The organism is Bdellovibrionota bacterium, assembly GCA_035292885.1.
Lineage (GTDB): Bacteria > Bdellovibrionota_G > JALEGL01 > JALEGL01 > DATDPG01 > DATDPG01.
In genome coordinates this window covers 1-15,585 of the sequence record DATDPG010000061.1, presented here as the reverse complement: position 1 = coordinate 15,585, position 15,585 = coordinate 1, and the positions used below count along the sequence as shown (strand labels likewise).

Genomic DNA, 15,585 nt, shown 5'->3' with positions numbered 1-15,585 from the left:
GGGATCGTATCCCGCGGAAGACTTCGGCATTCGGCGGAAACGGTTGAACCCGACTTGGATGGCGAGCAGAAGAACGGTCGAAAAACAGTAGATCTCGGCCGACCAAAGAGTGAGGCTGATCAACGGGCCGAGAGGTTCGACGAAGTTCAGAGAATAAAGCGCCCGCCAGAGGAGGTAACGGATACAGAGAAGAACACCGCAAGCGAAGAAGGCGATCCGAAAATATCGGTGGAAACGGGCCAGAGAATACAAAACGAGCGCGGCGAGAGAAAGAATCCATGGGAAGTGCGAGGAAAAATTAACGAAATCAAACGGACGGAGAAATCCCAAGAACTCGTCGAAATCGCGGACCGCTTCGAGTTCGAGGGCGCGGGAGAACCAGAGCCAATTGTGCAAATAGTACGGTGTGCTCTGGCCTTCCAAGGCCCCTTGCCAGAGCGGATCGAGTTTTTGCGCGCGAATGTCGTCAGCCAGGAAGCTCCCCTCTTCCCCCGCCAAAGCGTGAACGGTCGCATAGAGCGGAAGAGCTTCCAGATCGGAGAGCGGCCGCCCGTCGATCGTATACCGGTCGTAAAATTTTCTCTCCGCTTTCCATTCCCGCTCGAAAAAGGAGATCATCCGGGCGCGGAGATCCCCTTCCCTCCGGTGGGACCACTCCTTGTCGAGCGCCATTCGCCAGAAAAGAGGGAAAGCGTCGTAACTGAATGCCGGTTCCTTTCCCGTTTGCGGATGGCGGAGGAGAAATCCTCCGGAGTTCCGATCGATGTAAATGACCTCGGGAGGAAGGGAGACTTTTTTCTCGCCGTAAAGCCAGTGGAGAATTTCGTAGGAGCCGGCCACCACGTGCTTCCAAGGATGGCGCGAATCGACGCCGGCGAATTCTTCGTAGGCATAGGGAGCGAGGTACGCCACGTGGATCGTCGGAAATCGCTCGTGGACAGCCCAGTTCCCCGCCGTGACGACGTAGTTTTTCCCGACGCGAAGAACCTCTTTCTTCCAAATATCGTCGAGGATCGAGAGCGCCTCCTCCCGATAAAAGGATTCTCCAAACTTCCGCTCCGCGAGAATCAGCGCTAGGGCGATATCGGTGTCCGCGTCGGTTGCGGCGTTTGAATCGACGACCGTTCCGTTCCATTTCCAGGCAAAGAGCCGATCCCCGCGGACTTGAAGATTTCGTCTCGTCCAAGCCCAGACGGAGTCGAACGTCTCGCGATCGTTCGACCAGACGGCGCGGAGCAGAGCGTACCCCTGGCCTTCGGACGTGGTGTTCCCCCCTTCGTCGAGGCTCACGACCCGCCCGTCGCGAATAAACGTGTGTTTGTAGAAACTCCAGAGGGCGGAGAGGTCGTCCGCCTGCCGGAGATAACGCTCATTCGCCTTTTTCGACGATCCTTTACCGAAAAGAAGCGGGAGGAGCGCGCCGCCGACGATGAGAATCGCCGGGAGGAAGAGAATCAAGAACCGTGTGGAAAAGAATTTGCGCACGGCCGGCCACATACCTCTTGCTCCCTCAGCTTGTTAGGCGCTGTATTCCCTTACTTTTCGATAGAGTGTTTTTCGGTCGATTCCGAGGATCTTGGCCGCCTGTTCTTTCCGGTTACTCGTCTGATGAAGTACGTATTTCACGTATTCCCTTTCGAGTTGAGGCAGGGTGACCATGTCCGAAAAAAGCGTGGAGATCCTGGTTCCCGCATCCCGGGATTGCGCCGTTTGAAGATCCGATTCGTCGATGAGCGTGGTTCGGCACAAGACAACGGCCCTTTCGATGGCGTTCTGAAGTTCGCGAACATTCCCCTCCCAACCGAGCCGAAGGAGCTTCGCCATCGCTTCCTTTGTGAATCCTTTAATGTTCCTTTGATTGATCGCCACGTAATGAGCGAGAAAGTGTTCGGCCAGCAGGGGGATGTCTTCACTCCGTTCGCGAAGGGGGGGGATCTCGATTGGAATCACGCAAATCCGATAGTACAGATCTTCCCGGAACCTTCCTTCCTGAACTTCCTTTCGCAAGTCTCTGTGTGTGGCCGCGATCAATCGCACGTCGACGCTTCGTAGGCGGTTTTCACCCAGCGACCGGATCTTCCTGTCTTGGACAGCCCGGAGCACTTTTCCCTGAATAATGAGCGGCATGTCGCCAATTTCATCAAGGAAAAGAGTTCCTCCGTTCGCCTCTTGAAAGAGTCCGATCCGTTCTTGCGAAGCTCCGGTGAAGGCGCCTTTAACGTGCCCGAACAGCTCGGATTCCAGAAGCGTTTCCGGAATGGCGGAACAGTTGACGGCTACGAACGGTTGATTCCCGCGGGAGCTTTTCGAGTGGATCATTCGGGCCAGTAATTCCTTGCCTGTTCCGCTTTCGCCCGTGATCAACACGTTGGAGGAGGTGAAGGAGACCTGTTCAACCAGGAGAAAAACCTGTTGCATGAGATGGCTTTTGCCGATCATCTCGCCCGTTTTCCACGGTCGTTCGAAATGCTGACGCAGGTACTGGTAACCGCGACGCATGCGGTCCAGACGGATGGCGCGGTCGGAGAGCACTTCCAGTTCCAGAAGGTTGACTGGCTTCACGACGTAGTCGAACACTCCAGCCTGCATCGCCCGGACCCCGATTTCCCTGCTCCCGTGGCCGGTGATGACGATGACGGGGACCTCCACGCCATTCTGTTTCAAACGGCGGACCAACTCGATCCCATCCATTTGCGGAAGCACCAAATCGCAGACGATCAAATCGCATTCCGGAGCGCCCGCCCTCTTTCTTTCACCCAACTCCGCAAGAGCGCTGATCGCATCCGAAAATGCGCGAACGTCGTATTGTTGTGAAACATAGGCCGCTTCCAATGCGGATAGCGTGTTGCGATCATCGTCGATCACAAATACTTCGCCCCGATTGGGTGAACGTCTATCGTCCACCTTCCCTTCGTCTTGGAATCTGATTTCCTTCGGGACCGTGAAATTCATGGCTGGCTTGTTCTTTACTCCTTTCCATATCTGACACAAGGGAAGATTGGGGCATTTCGCGCAAATGTGCGGGGATATTTGCCCCGGTTTCTATGACCGTAGACATTAAGTTTCATTGTGGGTGGCGGGTTTCCGAATCGGCATCGGATGGCACGCCCCATGTAAAGGAACATCCGTTCGGGGGATGATCGAAGACAAAAAATGAGTGTATTACTTGTAGGACTTCTGTTGGGTCTTGGAGCGGGGACGTTCGGGACACGATGCGGCAAAGGAGGCGGGCATTTTGTCCGCGGGGCAGAAAAGAGCCTGCTGCCGTCGGTCGCATTACTCGTCTTCACCGTGGGATTTTCATTTGGGACAAGGCAACCGTTTACATGGGAACTCGGACTACTTGCCCTTAAAGCCTTCTTCCTCGCGGCAGCCGCGATGGTTGGGAGTGCGTTCATGGCGGTCTTCGTGCAGCATTTCCTGTTTCGAAGATTATTCCGATTGCGCGACACTCCTCTTTTTGCTACCGAGGGCGCCCGGCTTTCTTTTTCTCGAGCGGGTTTGGGTCGAGAATTGCTTGTTTCGATGTTGCCGATTGGAGGCGCTCTGCTGTTGGGCGCCGGTGTCGCGTGGAGCGGTTTAGTCCTCATACCGAGATCGTGGGTCCAAGGTCTGATCGGCTACGCGATTTTTCTCGTGGTGTTTTTCAGCGGCGCAGCGATTGGAGCGGACCGAGCGGTCTGGATAAACTTTCGGAAAGCCGGACCTTTCATTCTTCTATTGCCCCTCTCCAACGTCATCGGCACGATTGCAGGCGCTTTGTTTGTGGTTTTGTTTCTGCCCGGAATGGATGTCCGCGAAGCGATCGCCGCGTGTTCGGGCTTCGGCTATTACACTCTTTCTTCCGTGCTTGTGGGGATGTATGCGGGTCCGACTCTCGCCTTGGTCACGCTTCTTGTAAATCTCCTTCGAGAGACGATGAGCATTGCACTGTCTCCGGGCATCGCCCGCGTATTCGGACCTCTGGGGCCTATTGCCACAGCGGGCGCTTCAAGCATGAATTCCGCTTTGGGCGTCATCTCCCTTTGCTCGGGGAGGCAATACGCCTTTCTCGCCGTTGTGAATGGTGTCGTCTTGTCGCTGATGGTGCCGATCTTGATTACATTGATATTCTCTTAAAGCTGTTCCCCCTTTACGTGTGCGAAGGAAGGCCACGGCGAATACCCCAGACACCCCACCGCGAACGCACGTTGCGCGAAAGACTTGAGAGAACCTATGATTGCCAAATAAAGTGTTTCGGAGCAACGTACGCCTAATAACGCTTCAGAGGGTCTCGCGTTGAAAAAAGAAGACTTTCCTATCGTCGGAATCGGAGCTTCGGCGGGCGGCCTGGAAGCTTTGCAAGAGTTAATCTCGGCGATTCCCAAAGGGACGCATATGGCATTCGTGGTGATCCAGCACTTCGATCCCACGCACGCCAGGGCAACGGCAGAAATCCTGGCTCGGGCCACAAAGATGCCCGTCTCCGCCATTAAGAACAACCTGCGCGTCGAGCCCCGCCATGTGTATGTCATTCAACCCAACACCGTGGTCACCCTTTCGTCCGGAGTCTTGAAATCGTCGGTCCGGCCGAAGTTGCATCCAGAACCTCCCGACGCGATCGATATTTTTTTTAAATCCCTCGCCGATGATCAGAAGGAAAGGGCCATCGGCATCATCCTTTCGGGAACAGGTTCCGACGGCACGAGCGGAATACGGGCGATCAAGGGGACCGGGGGGATCGCCATCGCGCAGGAACCGAAGTCCGCCGCATCCGCCGGCATGCCTCAGAGCGCCGTCTCGTCGGGAGTGATCGACATCGTGGCTCCTCCGCGGGATATCGCGCATGAATTAGCGCGTATGTCGAGCCGCCTCCAAACGAGGGATCTCTTTTTTGAGACTCTTTCGCACGAATTGCGTACGCCGCTCAACTCGATTCTGCTCTGGGCGCAAATGATCCGTCGGGGAATGGCGAATCCGGAACAAGTAAAAAGAGCGGCCGAAATGATCGAGCAGTCCGCCAAAGCGCAGGAAAAATTGATCGACGATCTGCTCGACGTGTCGCGGATCATGTCGGGTAAGCTTTCGTTGGAAAAAGTCGACGTGGAACTGCGCACCGTTGTTCAAAAGGCGCTCGAATCCATACGACCGGCGACCAAGTTGAGATTCAAGTATCCGGCTCAGGGATAGGGGTCGAGACGCAAGCCGATGGTACGACCACTCGAACATTCGGAGGGTTAGGTTTCGGCCTCGCCATCGTACAAAATATTGTGCGGGCGCATGGGGGAAACGCGCGGGCGGAAAGTGACGGTAAAGGAAAAGGGTGGACATTCGCGATTACGCTCCCCCTTACGACAGATTCAAAACGACCGAGGCCGGCGAACGTCTCTACCTTGATGTCAGCGAATCAAGTTGAAGTGAAACTGCGCGGCGCTAAGAGCCTGAAGGGTTTGCGTGTACTGGTTGTGGACGACGAAGAAGACGGAAGGGTTGCGCTCGCGGAATGCCTCAAGACCTATGGGATCGAAGTCATAACTGCGGCATCGGCGCGCGAAGCCCTTCAATCGCTTTCGAGATACAGACCGGATGTCCTTGTGAGCGATATCGGAATGCCGGGGGAGGACGGCTGCTCGCTCATGCGCGATGTGAGAAGCCTGCCGAAGGATCGTGGCGGGGACACGCCGTCTCTGGCGCTGACGGCGTACGCCGCCGAAACGGACGTCCAACTCGCTCTTTCAGAGGGATACCAAGCCCATGTACCTAAACCCGTTGATGTGACGAAACTTACGGAGGCGATCTCCGACTTGCTTTCAGATTATTCTAGGGACGCGAGACGAAATAACACTGAATCTAATTCCTCAAATCCGCCGATGCCTCGACGGTGACGGAGACCTTTTTATCCACGCGGAGGATGAAGACGCCGGGGTCCTTCATCCCCCATTCCACGTAAGGAATATCAAAACTCGTTCTTGCGTGCAGTTTTCCGTCCTTAAACTCTACGCTCACCGGAAGCGTCACCGCGTGCGTTCCCCCATGAACACTGAGGGTCCCTTGAAGGTTGAATTCAGCTTTTTCGGGCGGTGAAAAAGGCCGATCGATTCGTTCGGGAACAAAGACAAAATCCGGATAGCTCGCGGACTCGAGGACCTCCTTGTGCATTTTCTTGTCTCTTCCTTTGTTCTTCGTATCTCCGCTTGCGGCATCCACCGCTATTTTGCCTTCGGCCTTTCCCGTTTTGGAATCGAAGCGGATCTCGCCTTCCTTAAGTTTAAACGTCCCGTTCACCTTGTGCATCGTCGCGCCTAAAATGAATTGAATCGACGTCGCCGCGGGATCGAGCCGAACGGTCCACATTTCCGCCCACGCGGCGGAGGGTAGAAGCACAAGAAGGGTCAGCGCGGTCTTTACCATCTTCCGTACGCCGGATGTCCCGGTTTCACGGCCACAAATGTCCCGCGGCACGTTGCGCAAATTTTGCCGCCCGCTTCGAGCGATGCTTCGACGACGGCGCGGTCTTCTTTCATTTCCACCGCTTTGGCTCGCAACGTCACCGGTCCGCTTGTCGGAACCGGTCGCAGCATCTTGACGTGATAATCGGCCGTCACGGTCGTCGGAACTTTCGACGCCCCGGACTGCTTCATCAAAGAGTAAGCCGCCGTCCAATTGCTGTGGCAATCGAGAAGCGTTCCCGTGATCCCGCCGCTCAGCATTCCGTCGAACGCCTCGTGGTGTTTTTCCGCCGTCCAGGTAGCCAAAACCTCCTCCCCTTCCACGCGGCTTTTGATTTGAAGCCCCTTTTTGTTCGCGGGTCCGCAGCCGAAACAAATGCTTTGGGGGGCGTACTGTTCCTGAAGATTCGTCACTGTGTCTCCTTTTTACGCGGCCTGGCCGGACACCAAATCCACGGTCTGATCCAATGCAGCCAATAATCGCACCATCTCGTCTATACTTTTGGACGTGTTCGTGGTGTCCAAGAGCCGATAAAACTGCGTAGGTGAAGTCCGCATACGGCGGATGATTTCTCGTTTCGACACTTTCGTTCGTTTTAGGGCCCGTTGGGCGGCGATAGTCAATTTATAGAGGAGCATCTGTCGGAGGTACTCCGGATCCCGGTTATACTCCAAGACTTGGTCGACATGGACCGTCCCTTGGCGACCCGATGCGAGTGTGTACGTGAAGGCCTCGCTGCCCAGTTCTGGATCGGGAATCACAGACAAGAGTGCGTCCGATGGAGAGGGCCGGAGATCGAGTCGCGAATAAGGCATTTCCATCTTTCGTTTTCCAAGAAAGATCTCAAAGCTTCTTTTCCGATTATTGTGTCGAACCGCCTTAATCTTCACAATTTTCCTTCTCCTTGGAGATCGAAAATCAACTTTAATAGTCTTCGTGTCGGTGTGCCCGAAATGGGTTTTTGCTCGTCCAGATCAAACTTGAGAACCTGCCTTCCGTCCTTATAAACATGAACGTGATGGCCATGATCTCCGATCCAGCTGATAAATACATAATTACCTCTTCGAACCTTTCCCATAAATAGTACCTTTTATGTTACTACTTGTCTACTCCGACGACCTTCTCCATATCTCAATAAATTCGCGCTATTACACACTTTAAATAGTGTGTCTCGGGACAATGCGGCGAAACAGGATGGTCCCGAGCCGCGCCGCGCTCCTCAATCACTTGAAGAAAGCGGCCCGATCGCCGGGCGGCTCCGGCCAAAAGTGAAATCCATTCGCTGGGCGTCACGCGACCGGAGCAACTGCAGCTGACGAGAATTCCGCCCGATTTGAGAACCCGAAGCGCTTCGATATTGATCCGGTGGTACATCCTCAGCGCCCGCTCCTTCGTGCTTTGAGAAAACGCGAGACGCGGCGGATCCAAAATTACCATGGAGTAAGACGATGCGGCCCGGCTCTTCAAGAAATCCACGGCGTCGGCCTCGATGAATTCAACCGAGGAAATTTGGTTTCGTTCAGCGTTCCATTTGGCCTGCAGAATCGCGGGACCGGAGGAATCAACCGCCGTCACCGACGCCGCCAACTTGTGCGCGCACCAGAGGGCGAATCCGCCGGTGTAACAATAAAGGTCGAGGACTTCCCTCCCCTTCGCCAGATCCGCCACTACATAACGATTCTCCCTCTGGTCCAGATAGAAACCGGTTTTCTGGCCTTGACGAAGAGAAACTTCAAATAAAAGGTCGCGATCGCGGATCACAATCGGCTCATCCGGGATCTCCCCCGCCAAAACCTGGTCCGGCAAATCCAAACCTTCCTTTTTCGAAATTTCCGATACGGACCGAAGACAGATCCCTGTCGGACGACAGATTTCGGTCAGAGCTTTCACCAAAAGGTCGAGCCGCTTGGAGAGCGCGAGACTCGTCATTTGCACGACCAGCACGGATCCGTACCGATCCACCGTCAGGCCCGAAAGCATGTCCGCTTCGCTGAACACAAGCCGGACGGCACTTTTCGCGTCCGAAAGACCGAGCAGCTTGCCCCGATAGTACACAGCATCTTCGATGCGGCGTCGAAAGAGATCGTTCGTCAGCGTCGCGTCCTTCGTCCATGAATAGAGGCGAATGCGAATGTCGCTCTTAGAATTGAAGAGACCGTACCCGATAAAACGGTCCCCTTCATGCGCGTGCACGGCGACTTCATCGCCATCGTTCGGCCGCCCATCCACGTCTTGAATCGTATTCGCATATACCCACGGATGACCGCCGATGGCGGCTCCGGCTTTTCGGGGATGAAGGACGACTTTCGCGATGGAGGGCATTGACCGAAAGGCTCCTTTCGCTAGGATACCTTTTTTGTCAAGCGCAACCGAAGATCCTAAGACCGGGTTCGTCCGAGGCCTCGGGCTTTGGGACTCGACGATGATCGTCGCCGGGTCGATGATCGGATCCGGAATATTCATTGTTTCGGCGGATATCTCCCGCCAACTCGGATCCGCTTATTGGCTCCTCTTGGTTTGGGCCGTCACAGGCTTCCTGACACTCGCCGCGGCCCTCTCGTACGGCGAACTCGCTTCGATGATGCCGAAAGCGGGCGGTCAATATGTTTATTTACGCGAGTCCTATTCTCCGCTCTGGGGATTTCTGTACGGCTGGACGATGTTCCTCGTCATTCAAACCGGAACCATCGCCGCCGTGGCCGTCGCTTTCGCACGATTTCTCGGCCTTCTGGTACCCTCCATCTCGCCCACTTCGTGGATTCTCTCCCCCATCAATCTCTCTCGAAACTATGCCGTAAGCCTTTCCACGCAACAGCTGATCGGAATCCTCATGATCTTAGCCCTGACGCAGATCAACACACGGGGCCTCGCCGTCGGGAAATGGATTCAAAATATTTTCACTTCCGCGAAAACGCTGTCTCTTATCGTTCTTATTCTCCTGGGCGTATTCGTCGGGCGAAACGCCGGCGCGATCGCCGACAATTTCACGCAACCGTGGCTGCCGCGCGGCGTCTCCAGCATTGTTCCGGATTTTGAATCGATCCCGGCGATTTCGGCTTCGGCGGGGTTATTCGGTTTACTCGTCGCATTTTGCGTCGCCCAGGTCGGCTCGCTCTTCTCGGCCGACGCGTGGAACAACATAACGTTTACGGCGGGCGAAGTGCGAGATCCCCGCCGAAATGTCCCCCTCTCGCTGGCGGCGGGAACCGGTCTCGTCATCTTGCTCTATCTCCTGGCCAACTTGGCGTATCTCGCTACGTTACCCATCGCCCAAATGCAGCAAGCTGCCGACGATCGGGTGGCGACGGCGGCGCTGAATGCGATTTTCGGAGACGCCGGAGCCTGGATTATGGCCGTCGCCATCGTGGTCTCCACATTCGGCTGCAACAACGGCCTCATCCTGGCGGGAGCACGTATTTATTACGCCATGGCGAAGGACCGTCTCTTCTTCCAACCCACAGGTAACTTAAATCGTAAACATGTCCCGGCAGTGGGGCTTTGGCTTCAAGGGATCTGGGCATCGATCCTCATTCTTCCGCGAATTCGGCTGCGCGACGCGACCGGCGCCTCGCTCATCGATCCGACATCGGGAATGGAAAAGTACGGCAATCTCTACAGCAATCTTCTCGACTACGTCGTGTTTTCGGTTTTGATTTTTTACATCATGACGATCGTCGGTCTTTTCATTTTGAGACGGAAGCAACCCGACGCCGAACGACCTTACCGGGCGTTCGGATATCCGTGGATCCCTCTGCTTTATATCACGATGGCCGCGGTCATCGTGATGGTCTTGGCTGTCTATAAGACCCAGACCACGTGGCCGGGCCTCGCGATCGTTCTGACGGGGATCCCTGTATATTTTCTTTGGAAGAAGCTCGCTCCTGGGAATTCTACGACCCCTTAGCGTGCGCTTTGCCGCGCCTCAATCCATGCCAGAGCACAGGCAAAAACGAGATCGCGACGATTAAAACTACAACAAGCTCGAAATTCCGCCGAACGACGGGGATGTTCCCGAGCCAAAATCCGGAGAGCGTCATCAACAGGACCCAGCCGACACCCCCGAAGACGTTATAGGAAAGAAACCGGGGATAACTCATCGTCGCCATGCCGGCGACAAACGGTGCGAACGTCCGGATGATGGGCATAAATCTCGCCAAAACGACCGTCTTTCCGCCGTGGCGGTGATAAAACTCCTGCGTCCGGATCAGGTGGGATTTTTTAAAGAAAACCGACTCTTCCCTCCGGAAAATTCTCGGTCCGCTCTTTCTCCCCAAGTAATACCCAACGCCGTCTCCGACGATGGCCGCCACCATGAGCAAAACGTTTAACCAAAGAATATTCAAGATTCCACGGCTCGACACGAAACCGGCGATGAACAAAAGCGAGTCTCCGGGAAAGAAAAAGCCGGCCAATAGGCCGGTTTCCGCAAAAACGATCCCAAAAAGGATCGGGTAGCCGAGCCAGCCCCACGAAAGCAGAAGCGCTTCGAGTTGGTTCGGATCCAAGAGCTGAAAGACAAATGAGACGGCGCTCGTGACGGCCGAAACAATGAGGTCGATCAAATTGCCTATAGGATATACGAGTTTACCGGTACACGAGAGCGAAATTCCGTTGACGGCCTTAGGCCGAAGCGATAGACGAACATGCTCATGCGGGTTACACGGAATTTTCTGATCTCGGCATCCGTTATTGTTCTCCTTGCAACCGTTTCTTCCTGCAAAAAGAAAGACGATTCGGCCCTATCCGGATCGAATGCGGTATCGACAACGGGAGATATCGTCGTCGGAGCGCTCGGTCCCACGACAGGAGCGGAGGCGACATACGGAGTCTCGGCCAAGAACGGCATTGAAATGGCTTTCGAGAAAATCAACGGGGCCGGCGGCGTGGCGGGTCGCAAACTTCGAATGGTTTTTTACGACGACCAGGGGAAACCGGAAGAGGCGGCCGCGGTCATGACTCGTCTGATTACACAGGACAAAGTGGTCGCCGTGTTGGGCGAAATCGCGAGTTCGCGATCTTTGGCGATGGCGCCCATCGCGCAAACACACAAAGTGCCGATGATCAGCCACACGTCGACCAATCCGAAAGTGACGGAAATTGGAGACTATATCTTCCGCGTCTGTTTCATCGATCCGTTCCAGGGTTCCGTCGTAGCAACGTTCGTATCCGACACGCTTCATTCGAAAAAGGCGGCCGTTTTGCGGGATTTGAAAAGCGACTACAGCGTCGGCCTCGCGCAGTTCTTTAAGGAAAAATATGTCGGTTCAGGAGGCCAGATCGTCGCCGAGGAGGCGTATAGTTCCGGTGACATCGATTTTAAAGCCCAGTTGACGGCGATTCGGGCGACCAAGCCTGATTTCGTCTTCGTCCCCGGCTATTATACCGACGTGGGCCTCATCATCCGCCAGGGCCGCGAACTGGGGATCGTCGTGCCGTTCGGCGGCGGAGACGCGTGGGACTCCGACAAACTTTTTGAAATCGGCGGAAAATCGATGGAGGGAACCTATTTCTCCAATCATTATTCGCCGGACAGCGAAGACCCGATCGTCAAGGGGTTCGTCGCGGAATACAAACAAAAATACGGAGCCGTGCCGGACACCATCGCCGCATTGGCCTACGATTCCGCGGGCGTCCTGGCTGAAGCCATGAAACGGGCGCGAAGCCTTTCGGGGGCCGACCTCCGCGACGCCATCGCCCATACCAATGGCTACATGGGGGCCACGGGAAAAATCACACTGGACGCGAAGCGGAACCCGACGAAATCCGCGGTCATCATCAAAATCGAAAACGGAAAAAGGAATTATCTGAAAACGATTAATCCGAGCGGATAGAAACGATCCACACGATCGTTCCTTGAAGGGGGTCGATACGTGGAAAAACTCTTTCAACACTGCCTCAACGGTCTCGCCATCGGAAGTATTTACGCCCTGATCGCGCTCGGCTACACGATGGTTTACGGCATTCTCCGTCTGATCAACTTCGCCCACGGCGACGTCTATATGATCGGTGCGTTTTCGGGGTATTACTTGGCCCGGGCCTTCCACGTTACAAACGATTCCTCCCTCGGGCTCTCCACGGCCGTCCTTCTTCTGACGATGATGATCTGCGCCGCGCTTGGGTTCGTCATGGAACGTGTTGCCTACCGGCCGTTGCGTCGCGCACCTAGACTCAACGCCCTGATCACCGCCATCGGCGTCTCCCTCTTCCTGGAATACACCGCCCAATTGATTTTTGGACCGGATCCAAAACTTTTTCCGACGCTTGTGGAAATGCAACCCGTCGCTTCGTTCGGCCAGGTTCAACTTTCAAATCTGCAGCTCCTCATTTTCGGAGTTTCTCTCGGGCTAATGATGGCCCTTCGCCATTTCATTATGCACACGAAGGTCGGGAGGGCGATGCGAGCCCTATCGTTCGATTTCACGACGGCCAGCCTCATCGGCATTCCGACCGACCGAATCATCGCTTACACATTCATGACCGGGGCCGCCCTTGCGGGAGCCGCCGGAATCCTGGTGGGCGTGATGTACCCCCGAATCGATCCGTTGATGGGAATTATGCCGGGTCTCAAAGCGTTCGTCGCGGCGGTACTCGGAGGCATCGGAAATTTCCCCGGTGCGGTCGTCGGGGCATTCATCATGGGACTTTCGGAGGAAATGGTCGTCGGCTACATCTCTTCCACATATCGGGACGCCCTTGCCTTCGGTATTCTCATTCTGATTCTTCTCGCCCGGCCGGCGGGGCTATTCGGAAAGTCAGTCCCGGAGAAAACGTGATGCGGGTCTGCCTGAAATCCAACTGCTTTTTTCTTGTAGCGCTCCTTTTCTTGCCCCTGATCACCTGGCTCTCCGGCCGTCTCGATGAATACATCTTCATGATTCTCATGCTCTGCGGGATCAACGTGATTCTGACGGTCAGCTTGAATCTGATCAACGGGATCGCGGGGCAATTCTCCCTGGGGCACGCCGGTTTCATGGCGGTCGGCGCCTATGTGTCGGCGTGCTTGACCTACTACGTCGGGAATGGCCACTTCTTTCCGTGGCTGGAGGCTTCTTTTTCCCCTTTCTTGTCGACCTTCTGCATCCAACTCTTTTTCTTTGCGTCGTTGATCGTCGGCGGCCTGGCGGCCGCCGCGTGCGGCTGGGTGGTCGGCCTCCCCTCGCTTCGTCTTCGCGGAGATTATTTGGCCATCGTGACGCTGGGATTCGGGGAGATCATTCGGGTTTTTATTCTGAACATCGAAGCTGTCGGTGGATCCCGAGGTTTTACGGCCGTTCCTCACTACACCACGCCGGCCTGGGTGTTCGGAATGGTGATCCTGACCATCTTCGTGGTTTCCCGGCTGACTCATTCCCTTCACGGCCGAGCTTTCATGGCGATTCGGGAGGACGAAATCGCCGCCGAAGCCGTCGGCGTCCAAACGACCCGATTCAAGGTTCTCGCTTTTGTGATCAGCTCCTTTTTTGCCGGACTGGCGGGCGGCCTCTTCGCGCACTTTTACTCCTACATCAATCCGTCGACGTTCACGTTCTTGAAATCGTTTGAAATCATCATCATGGTCGTCTTGGGTGGAATGGGGAGCATTACGGGATCGGTCGTGGCTGCGACCGCCCTCACGATTCTACCCGAAGCTCTCCGCCCCCTGCAGACGTACACGAAGGTGGATGTCCGTATGATTATTTATTCCGCTCTCTTAATCGTCATGATGCTGACGCGTCCGAACGGCCTCTTCGGAAAACGGGAGCTTCCCCAACTCCTCATGGCGTTGCGTGTAAGACTCGGCTTGGGCGGCAATACGCCAAAGAGAGGAGCTGCGTGACTTCCCCCCGTCAGGATTTCGCGCTTCTCTCGCTTCGAGCAGTGAACCTCAGTTTCGGCGGCTTGAAGGCGGTCAGCGACTTCCGGTTAGACATTCATACCGGCCAGATCATCAGCCTCATCGGGCCGAACGGCGCCGGGAAGACGACTGTCTTTAATATCGTCAGCGGAGTGTATCGCGCGGATTCCGGTTTGATCCATTTGAGCCGTTCCGACATCGGCGGATTGCGCCCGTCCAAGATAGCGGCCATGGGCCTGACCCGAACATTCCAAAATGCCCGCCTTTTTAAAGATCTGTCGGTCCTCGACAACGTGAAAATCGCCTTTCACCTGCGGCACGAATACGGACTTTGGGGGACGATCTTCCGCACCCGTCTCTATTGGCAGGACGAGCAAGAAGTGCATCAACGAACGATCGAACTGCTGAAGGTTTTCGACCTCGAGGTCCGCGCGGATGAATCCGCGCGAAACCTGCCTTACGGAGAACAGAGAAAGTTAGAAATTGCACGAGCCCTCGCCACCAAACCTTTGCTCCTTTTGCTGGACGAGCCGGCGGCCGGAATGAACTCCCAGGAGAAAATCGACCTCATGAAAACCATCCGGCGAATCCGTGACCAATTTTCCCTCACGATTCTTTTGATCGAACATGACATGAAGCTCGTGATGGAAATCAGCGACCGCATCACGGTGATGGACCACGGCGTTGTCATCGCGGAGGGAACACCGTTCGAGATTCAAAAAAACCCCAAAGTCATCGAAGCTTATTTGGGAAAAGACGAAGAAAAGAATCGCTATGCTGCGGAATGACCGCGAGGCCCATCCCGTACCCGCCGTGCAGCCGGTTCTGGAGGCGAAGGACGTCCACGTTCATTACGGCGGGATTCACGCGCTTCAGGGTATTTCCCTTCAAATTCAGCCGGGGGAAATCGTCACGCTGATCGGCCCCAACGGCTCCGGGAAAAGCACGTTGCTGCGCGCGATTTCCGGGACGATCCGCCCCAGCGCGGGGGAAGTACGGATCCGCGGAACCCTCCTCCCTTTCGGCGATCCTCAGCGGGCCGTAAAATCGGGCGTCGCTCATGTTCCCGAAGGGCGCGGCATTTTCGGCAATCTCACCGTGGCGGAAAATTTGGGTTTAGGCGCTTACCTTCGCCACGACCGGCCGCGGATCGCCAAGGATCTTGAACATGTATACGAGCTTTTTCCGATTCTTAAGGAACGGGCGTCGCAATCGGCGGGAACGCTCTCCGGCGGCGAGCAGCAAATGCTGGCGATCGGCCGCGGGCTGATGATGCGGCCCCGGATTCTCCTTCTCGACGAACCCTCGCTCGGCCTCGCCCC

17 protein-coding genes are annotated in these 15,585 nt (G+C 55.6%); 9 read left to right on the top strand and 8 right to left on the bottom strand.

What is annotated here, in order from left to right:
• Both VI895_04950 and VI895_04945 read right to left on the bottom strand, forming a co-directional pair.
• On the bottom strand, positions 1-1,497 hold a 1,497-nt coding region (locus VI895_04950), incomplete at its 3' end, for a glycosyl hydrolase family 8 (GenBank protein ID HLG19151.1).
• A 21-nt stretch (positions 1,498-1,518) separates the two neighbouring features.
• Positions 1,519-2,952, bottom strand: a complete 1,434-nt coding sequence (locus VI895_04945) for a sigma-54 dependent transcriptional regulator (protein HLG19150.1) — start codon at positions 2,950-2,952, stop codon at positions 1,519-1,521.
• 201 nt (positions 2,953-3,153) lie between these two features.
• Here VI895_04945 and VI895_04940 point away from each other — a divergent pair, with 201 nt between their 5' ends.
• The 3 genes from VI895_04940 to VI895_04930 all read left to right on the top strand — a co-directional run bounded on the left by VI895_04940 (position 3,154) and on the right by VI895_04930 (position 5,864).
• A complete protein-coding gene (locus VI895_04940) occupies positions 3,154-4,119 on the top strand; it encodes a lysine exporter LysO family protein (GenBank protein ID HLG19149.1) in 966 nt (321 codons plus the stop codon).
• A 159-nt stretch (positions 4,120-4,278) separates the two neighbouring features.
• Positions 4,279-5,169 carry a chemotaxis protein CheB gene (locus VI895_04935; protein ID HLG19148.1) on the top strand — a complete coding sequence of 297 codons (891 nt, stop codon included), beginning with the start codon at positions 4,279-4,281 and terminating at the stop codon, positions 5,167-5,169.
• Between the two features lie 206 nt (positions 5,170-5,375).
• The gene (locus tag VI895_04930) at positions 5,376-5,864 is read left to right on the top strand and encodes a response regulator (protein ID HLG19147.1); all 489 of its coding nucleotides are present in this window, start codon (positions 5,376-5,378) and stop codon (positions 5,862-5,864) included.
• On the opposite strand, the gene VI895_04925 is transcribed toward VI895_04930, so the two are convergent.
• The 5 genes from VI895_04925 to VI895_04905 are packed head-to-tail and all read right to left on the bottom strand — an operon-like array spanning position 5,830 to position 8,751.
• Positions 5,830-6,390: a YceI family protein gene (locus tag VI895_04925; protein ID HLG19146.1), complete on the bottom strand. Its 561-nt coding sequence runs from the start codon at positions 6,388-6,390 to the stop codon at positions 5,830-5,832. The genes VI895_04930 and VI895_04925 overlap by 35 nt on opposite strands.
• Positions 6,384-6,842, bottom strand: a complete 459-nt coding sequence (locus VI895_04920; GenBank protein HLG19145.1) for a PaaI family thioesterase — start codon at positions 6,840-6,842, stop codon at positions 6,384-6,386. The genes VI895_04925 and VI895_04920 overlap by 7 nt, the downstream gene beginning before the upstream one ends.
• Positions 6,843-6,854: 12 nt before the next feature.
• Positions 6,855-7,319 carry a hypothetical protein gene (locus VI895_04915; GenBank protein HLG19144.1) on the bottom strand — a complete coding sequence of 155 codons (465 nt, stop codon included), beginning with the start codon at positions 7,317-7,319 and terminating at the stop codon, positions 6,855-6,857.
• Positions 7,316-7,507: a hypothetical protein gene (locus tag VI895_04910; GenBank protein HLG19143.1), complete on the bottom strand. Its 192-nt coding sequence runs from the start codon at positions 7,505-7,507 to the stop codon at positions 7,316-7,318. The genes VI895_04915 and VI895_04910 overlap by 4 nt, the downstream gene beginning before the upstream one ends.
• Before the next feature lie 53 nt (positions 7,508-7,560).
• A complete protein-coding gene (locus VI895_04905) occupies positions 7,561-8,751 on the bottom strand; it encodes a class I SAM-dependent rRNA methyltransferase (GenBank protein HLG19142.1) in 1,191 nt (396 codons plus the stop codon).
• Positions 8,752-8,785: 34 nt separating this feature from the next.
• Between VI895_04905 and VI895_04900 the strand changes: the two genes are divergently transcribed.
• Positions 8,786-10,333: an amino acid permease gene (locus tag VI895_04900; protein ID HLG19141.1), complete on the top strand. Its 1,548-nt coding sequence runs from the start codon at positions 8,786-8,788 to the stop codon at positions 10,331-10,333.
• Here VI895_04900 and VI895_04895 read toward each other — a convergent pair.
• Positions 10,320-10,991: a VTT domain-containing protein gene (locus VI895_04895; GenBank protein ID HLG19140.1), complete on the bottom strand. Its 672-nt coding sequence runs from the start codon at positions 10,989-10,991 to the stop codon at positions 10,320-10,322. The genes VI895_04900 and VI895_04895 overlap by 14 nt on opposite strands.
• A gap of 87 nt (positions 10,992-11,078) precedes the next feature.
• Between VI895_04895 and VI895_04890 the strand changes: the two genes are divergently transcribed.
• From VI895_04890 to VI895_04870, 5 genes are all read left to right on the top strand, one after another.
• Entirely contained in the window at positions 11,079-12,260 is a 1,182-nt protein-coding gene (locus VI895_04890) for an ABC transporter substrate-binding protein (protein ID HLG19139.1), read from the top strand.
• Positions 12,261-12,299: 39 nt separating this feature from the next.
• Positions 12,300-13,202 (top strand): branched-chain amino acid ABC transporter permease, encoded by a 903-nt coding sequence (locus VI895_04885; protein ID HLG19138.1) that lies wholly within the window; start codon positions 12,300-12,302, stop codon positions 13,200-13,202.
• The gene (locus VI895_04880) at positions 13,202-14,245 is read left to right on the top strand and encodes a branched-chain amino acid ABC transporter permease (protein HLG19137.1); all 1,044 of its coding nucleotides are present in this window, start codon (positions 13,202-13,204) and stop codon (positions 14,243-14,245) included. Before VI895_04885 ends, VI895_04880 begins: the two co-directional genes overlap by 1 nt.
• The gene (locus tag VI895_04875; GenBank protein HLG19136.1) at positions 14,242-15,051 is read left to right on the top strand and encodes an ABC transporter ATP-binding protein; all 810 of its coding nucleotides are present in this window, start codon (positions 14,242-14,244) and stop codon (positions 15,049-15,051) included. Before VI895_04880 ends, VI895_04875 begins: the two co-directional genes overlap by 4 nt.
• Positions 15,038-15,585: ABC transporter ATP-binding protein (locus VI895_04870; protein HLG19135.1), on the top strand; the 548-nt coding region annotated here is incomplete at its 3' end. The genes VI895_04875 and VI895_04870, both read left to right, overlap by 14 nt.

Excerpts from the sequence above, each read along its gene's own strand:
- VI895_04905 (HLG19142.1), bottom strand. The coding sequence starts at position 8,751 with ATGCCCTCCATCGCGAAAGTCGTCCTTCATCCCCGAAAAGCCGGAGCC.
- VI895_04880 (HLG19137.1), top strand. The coding sequence starts at position 13,202 with ATGCGGGTCTGCCTGAAATCCAACTGCTTTTTTCTTGTAGCGCTCCTT.
- VI895_04925 (HLG19146.1), bottom strand. The coding sequence starts at position 6,390 with ATGGTAAAGACCGCGCTGACCCTTCTTGTGCTTCTACCCTCCGCCGCG.
- VI895_04910 (HLG19143.1), bottom strand. The coding sequence starts at position 7,507 with ATGGGAAAGGTTCGAAGAGGTAATTATGTATTTATCAGCTGGATCGGA.
- VI895_04940 (HLG19149.1), top strand. The coding sequence starts at position 3,154 with ATGAGTGTATTACTTGTAGGACTTCTGTTGGGTCTTGGAGCGGGGACG.
- VI895_04945 (HLG19150.1), bottom strand. The coding sequence starts at position 2,952 with ATGAATTTCACGGTCCCGAAGGAAATCAGATTCCAAGACGAAGGGAAG.
- VI895_04890 (HLG19139.1), top strand. The coding sequence starts at position 11,079 with ATGCGGGTTACACGGAATTTTCTGATCTCGGCATCCGTTATTGTTCTC.
- VI895_04930 (HLG19147.1), top strand. The coding sequence starts at position 5,376 with ATGTCAGCGAATCAAGTTGAAGTGAAACTGCGCGGCGCTAAGAGCCTG.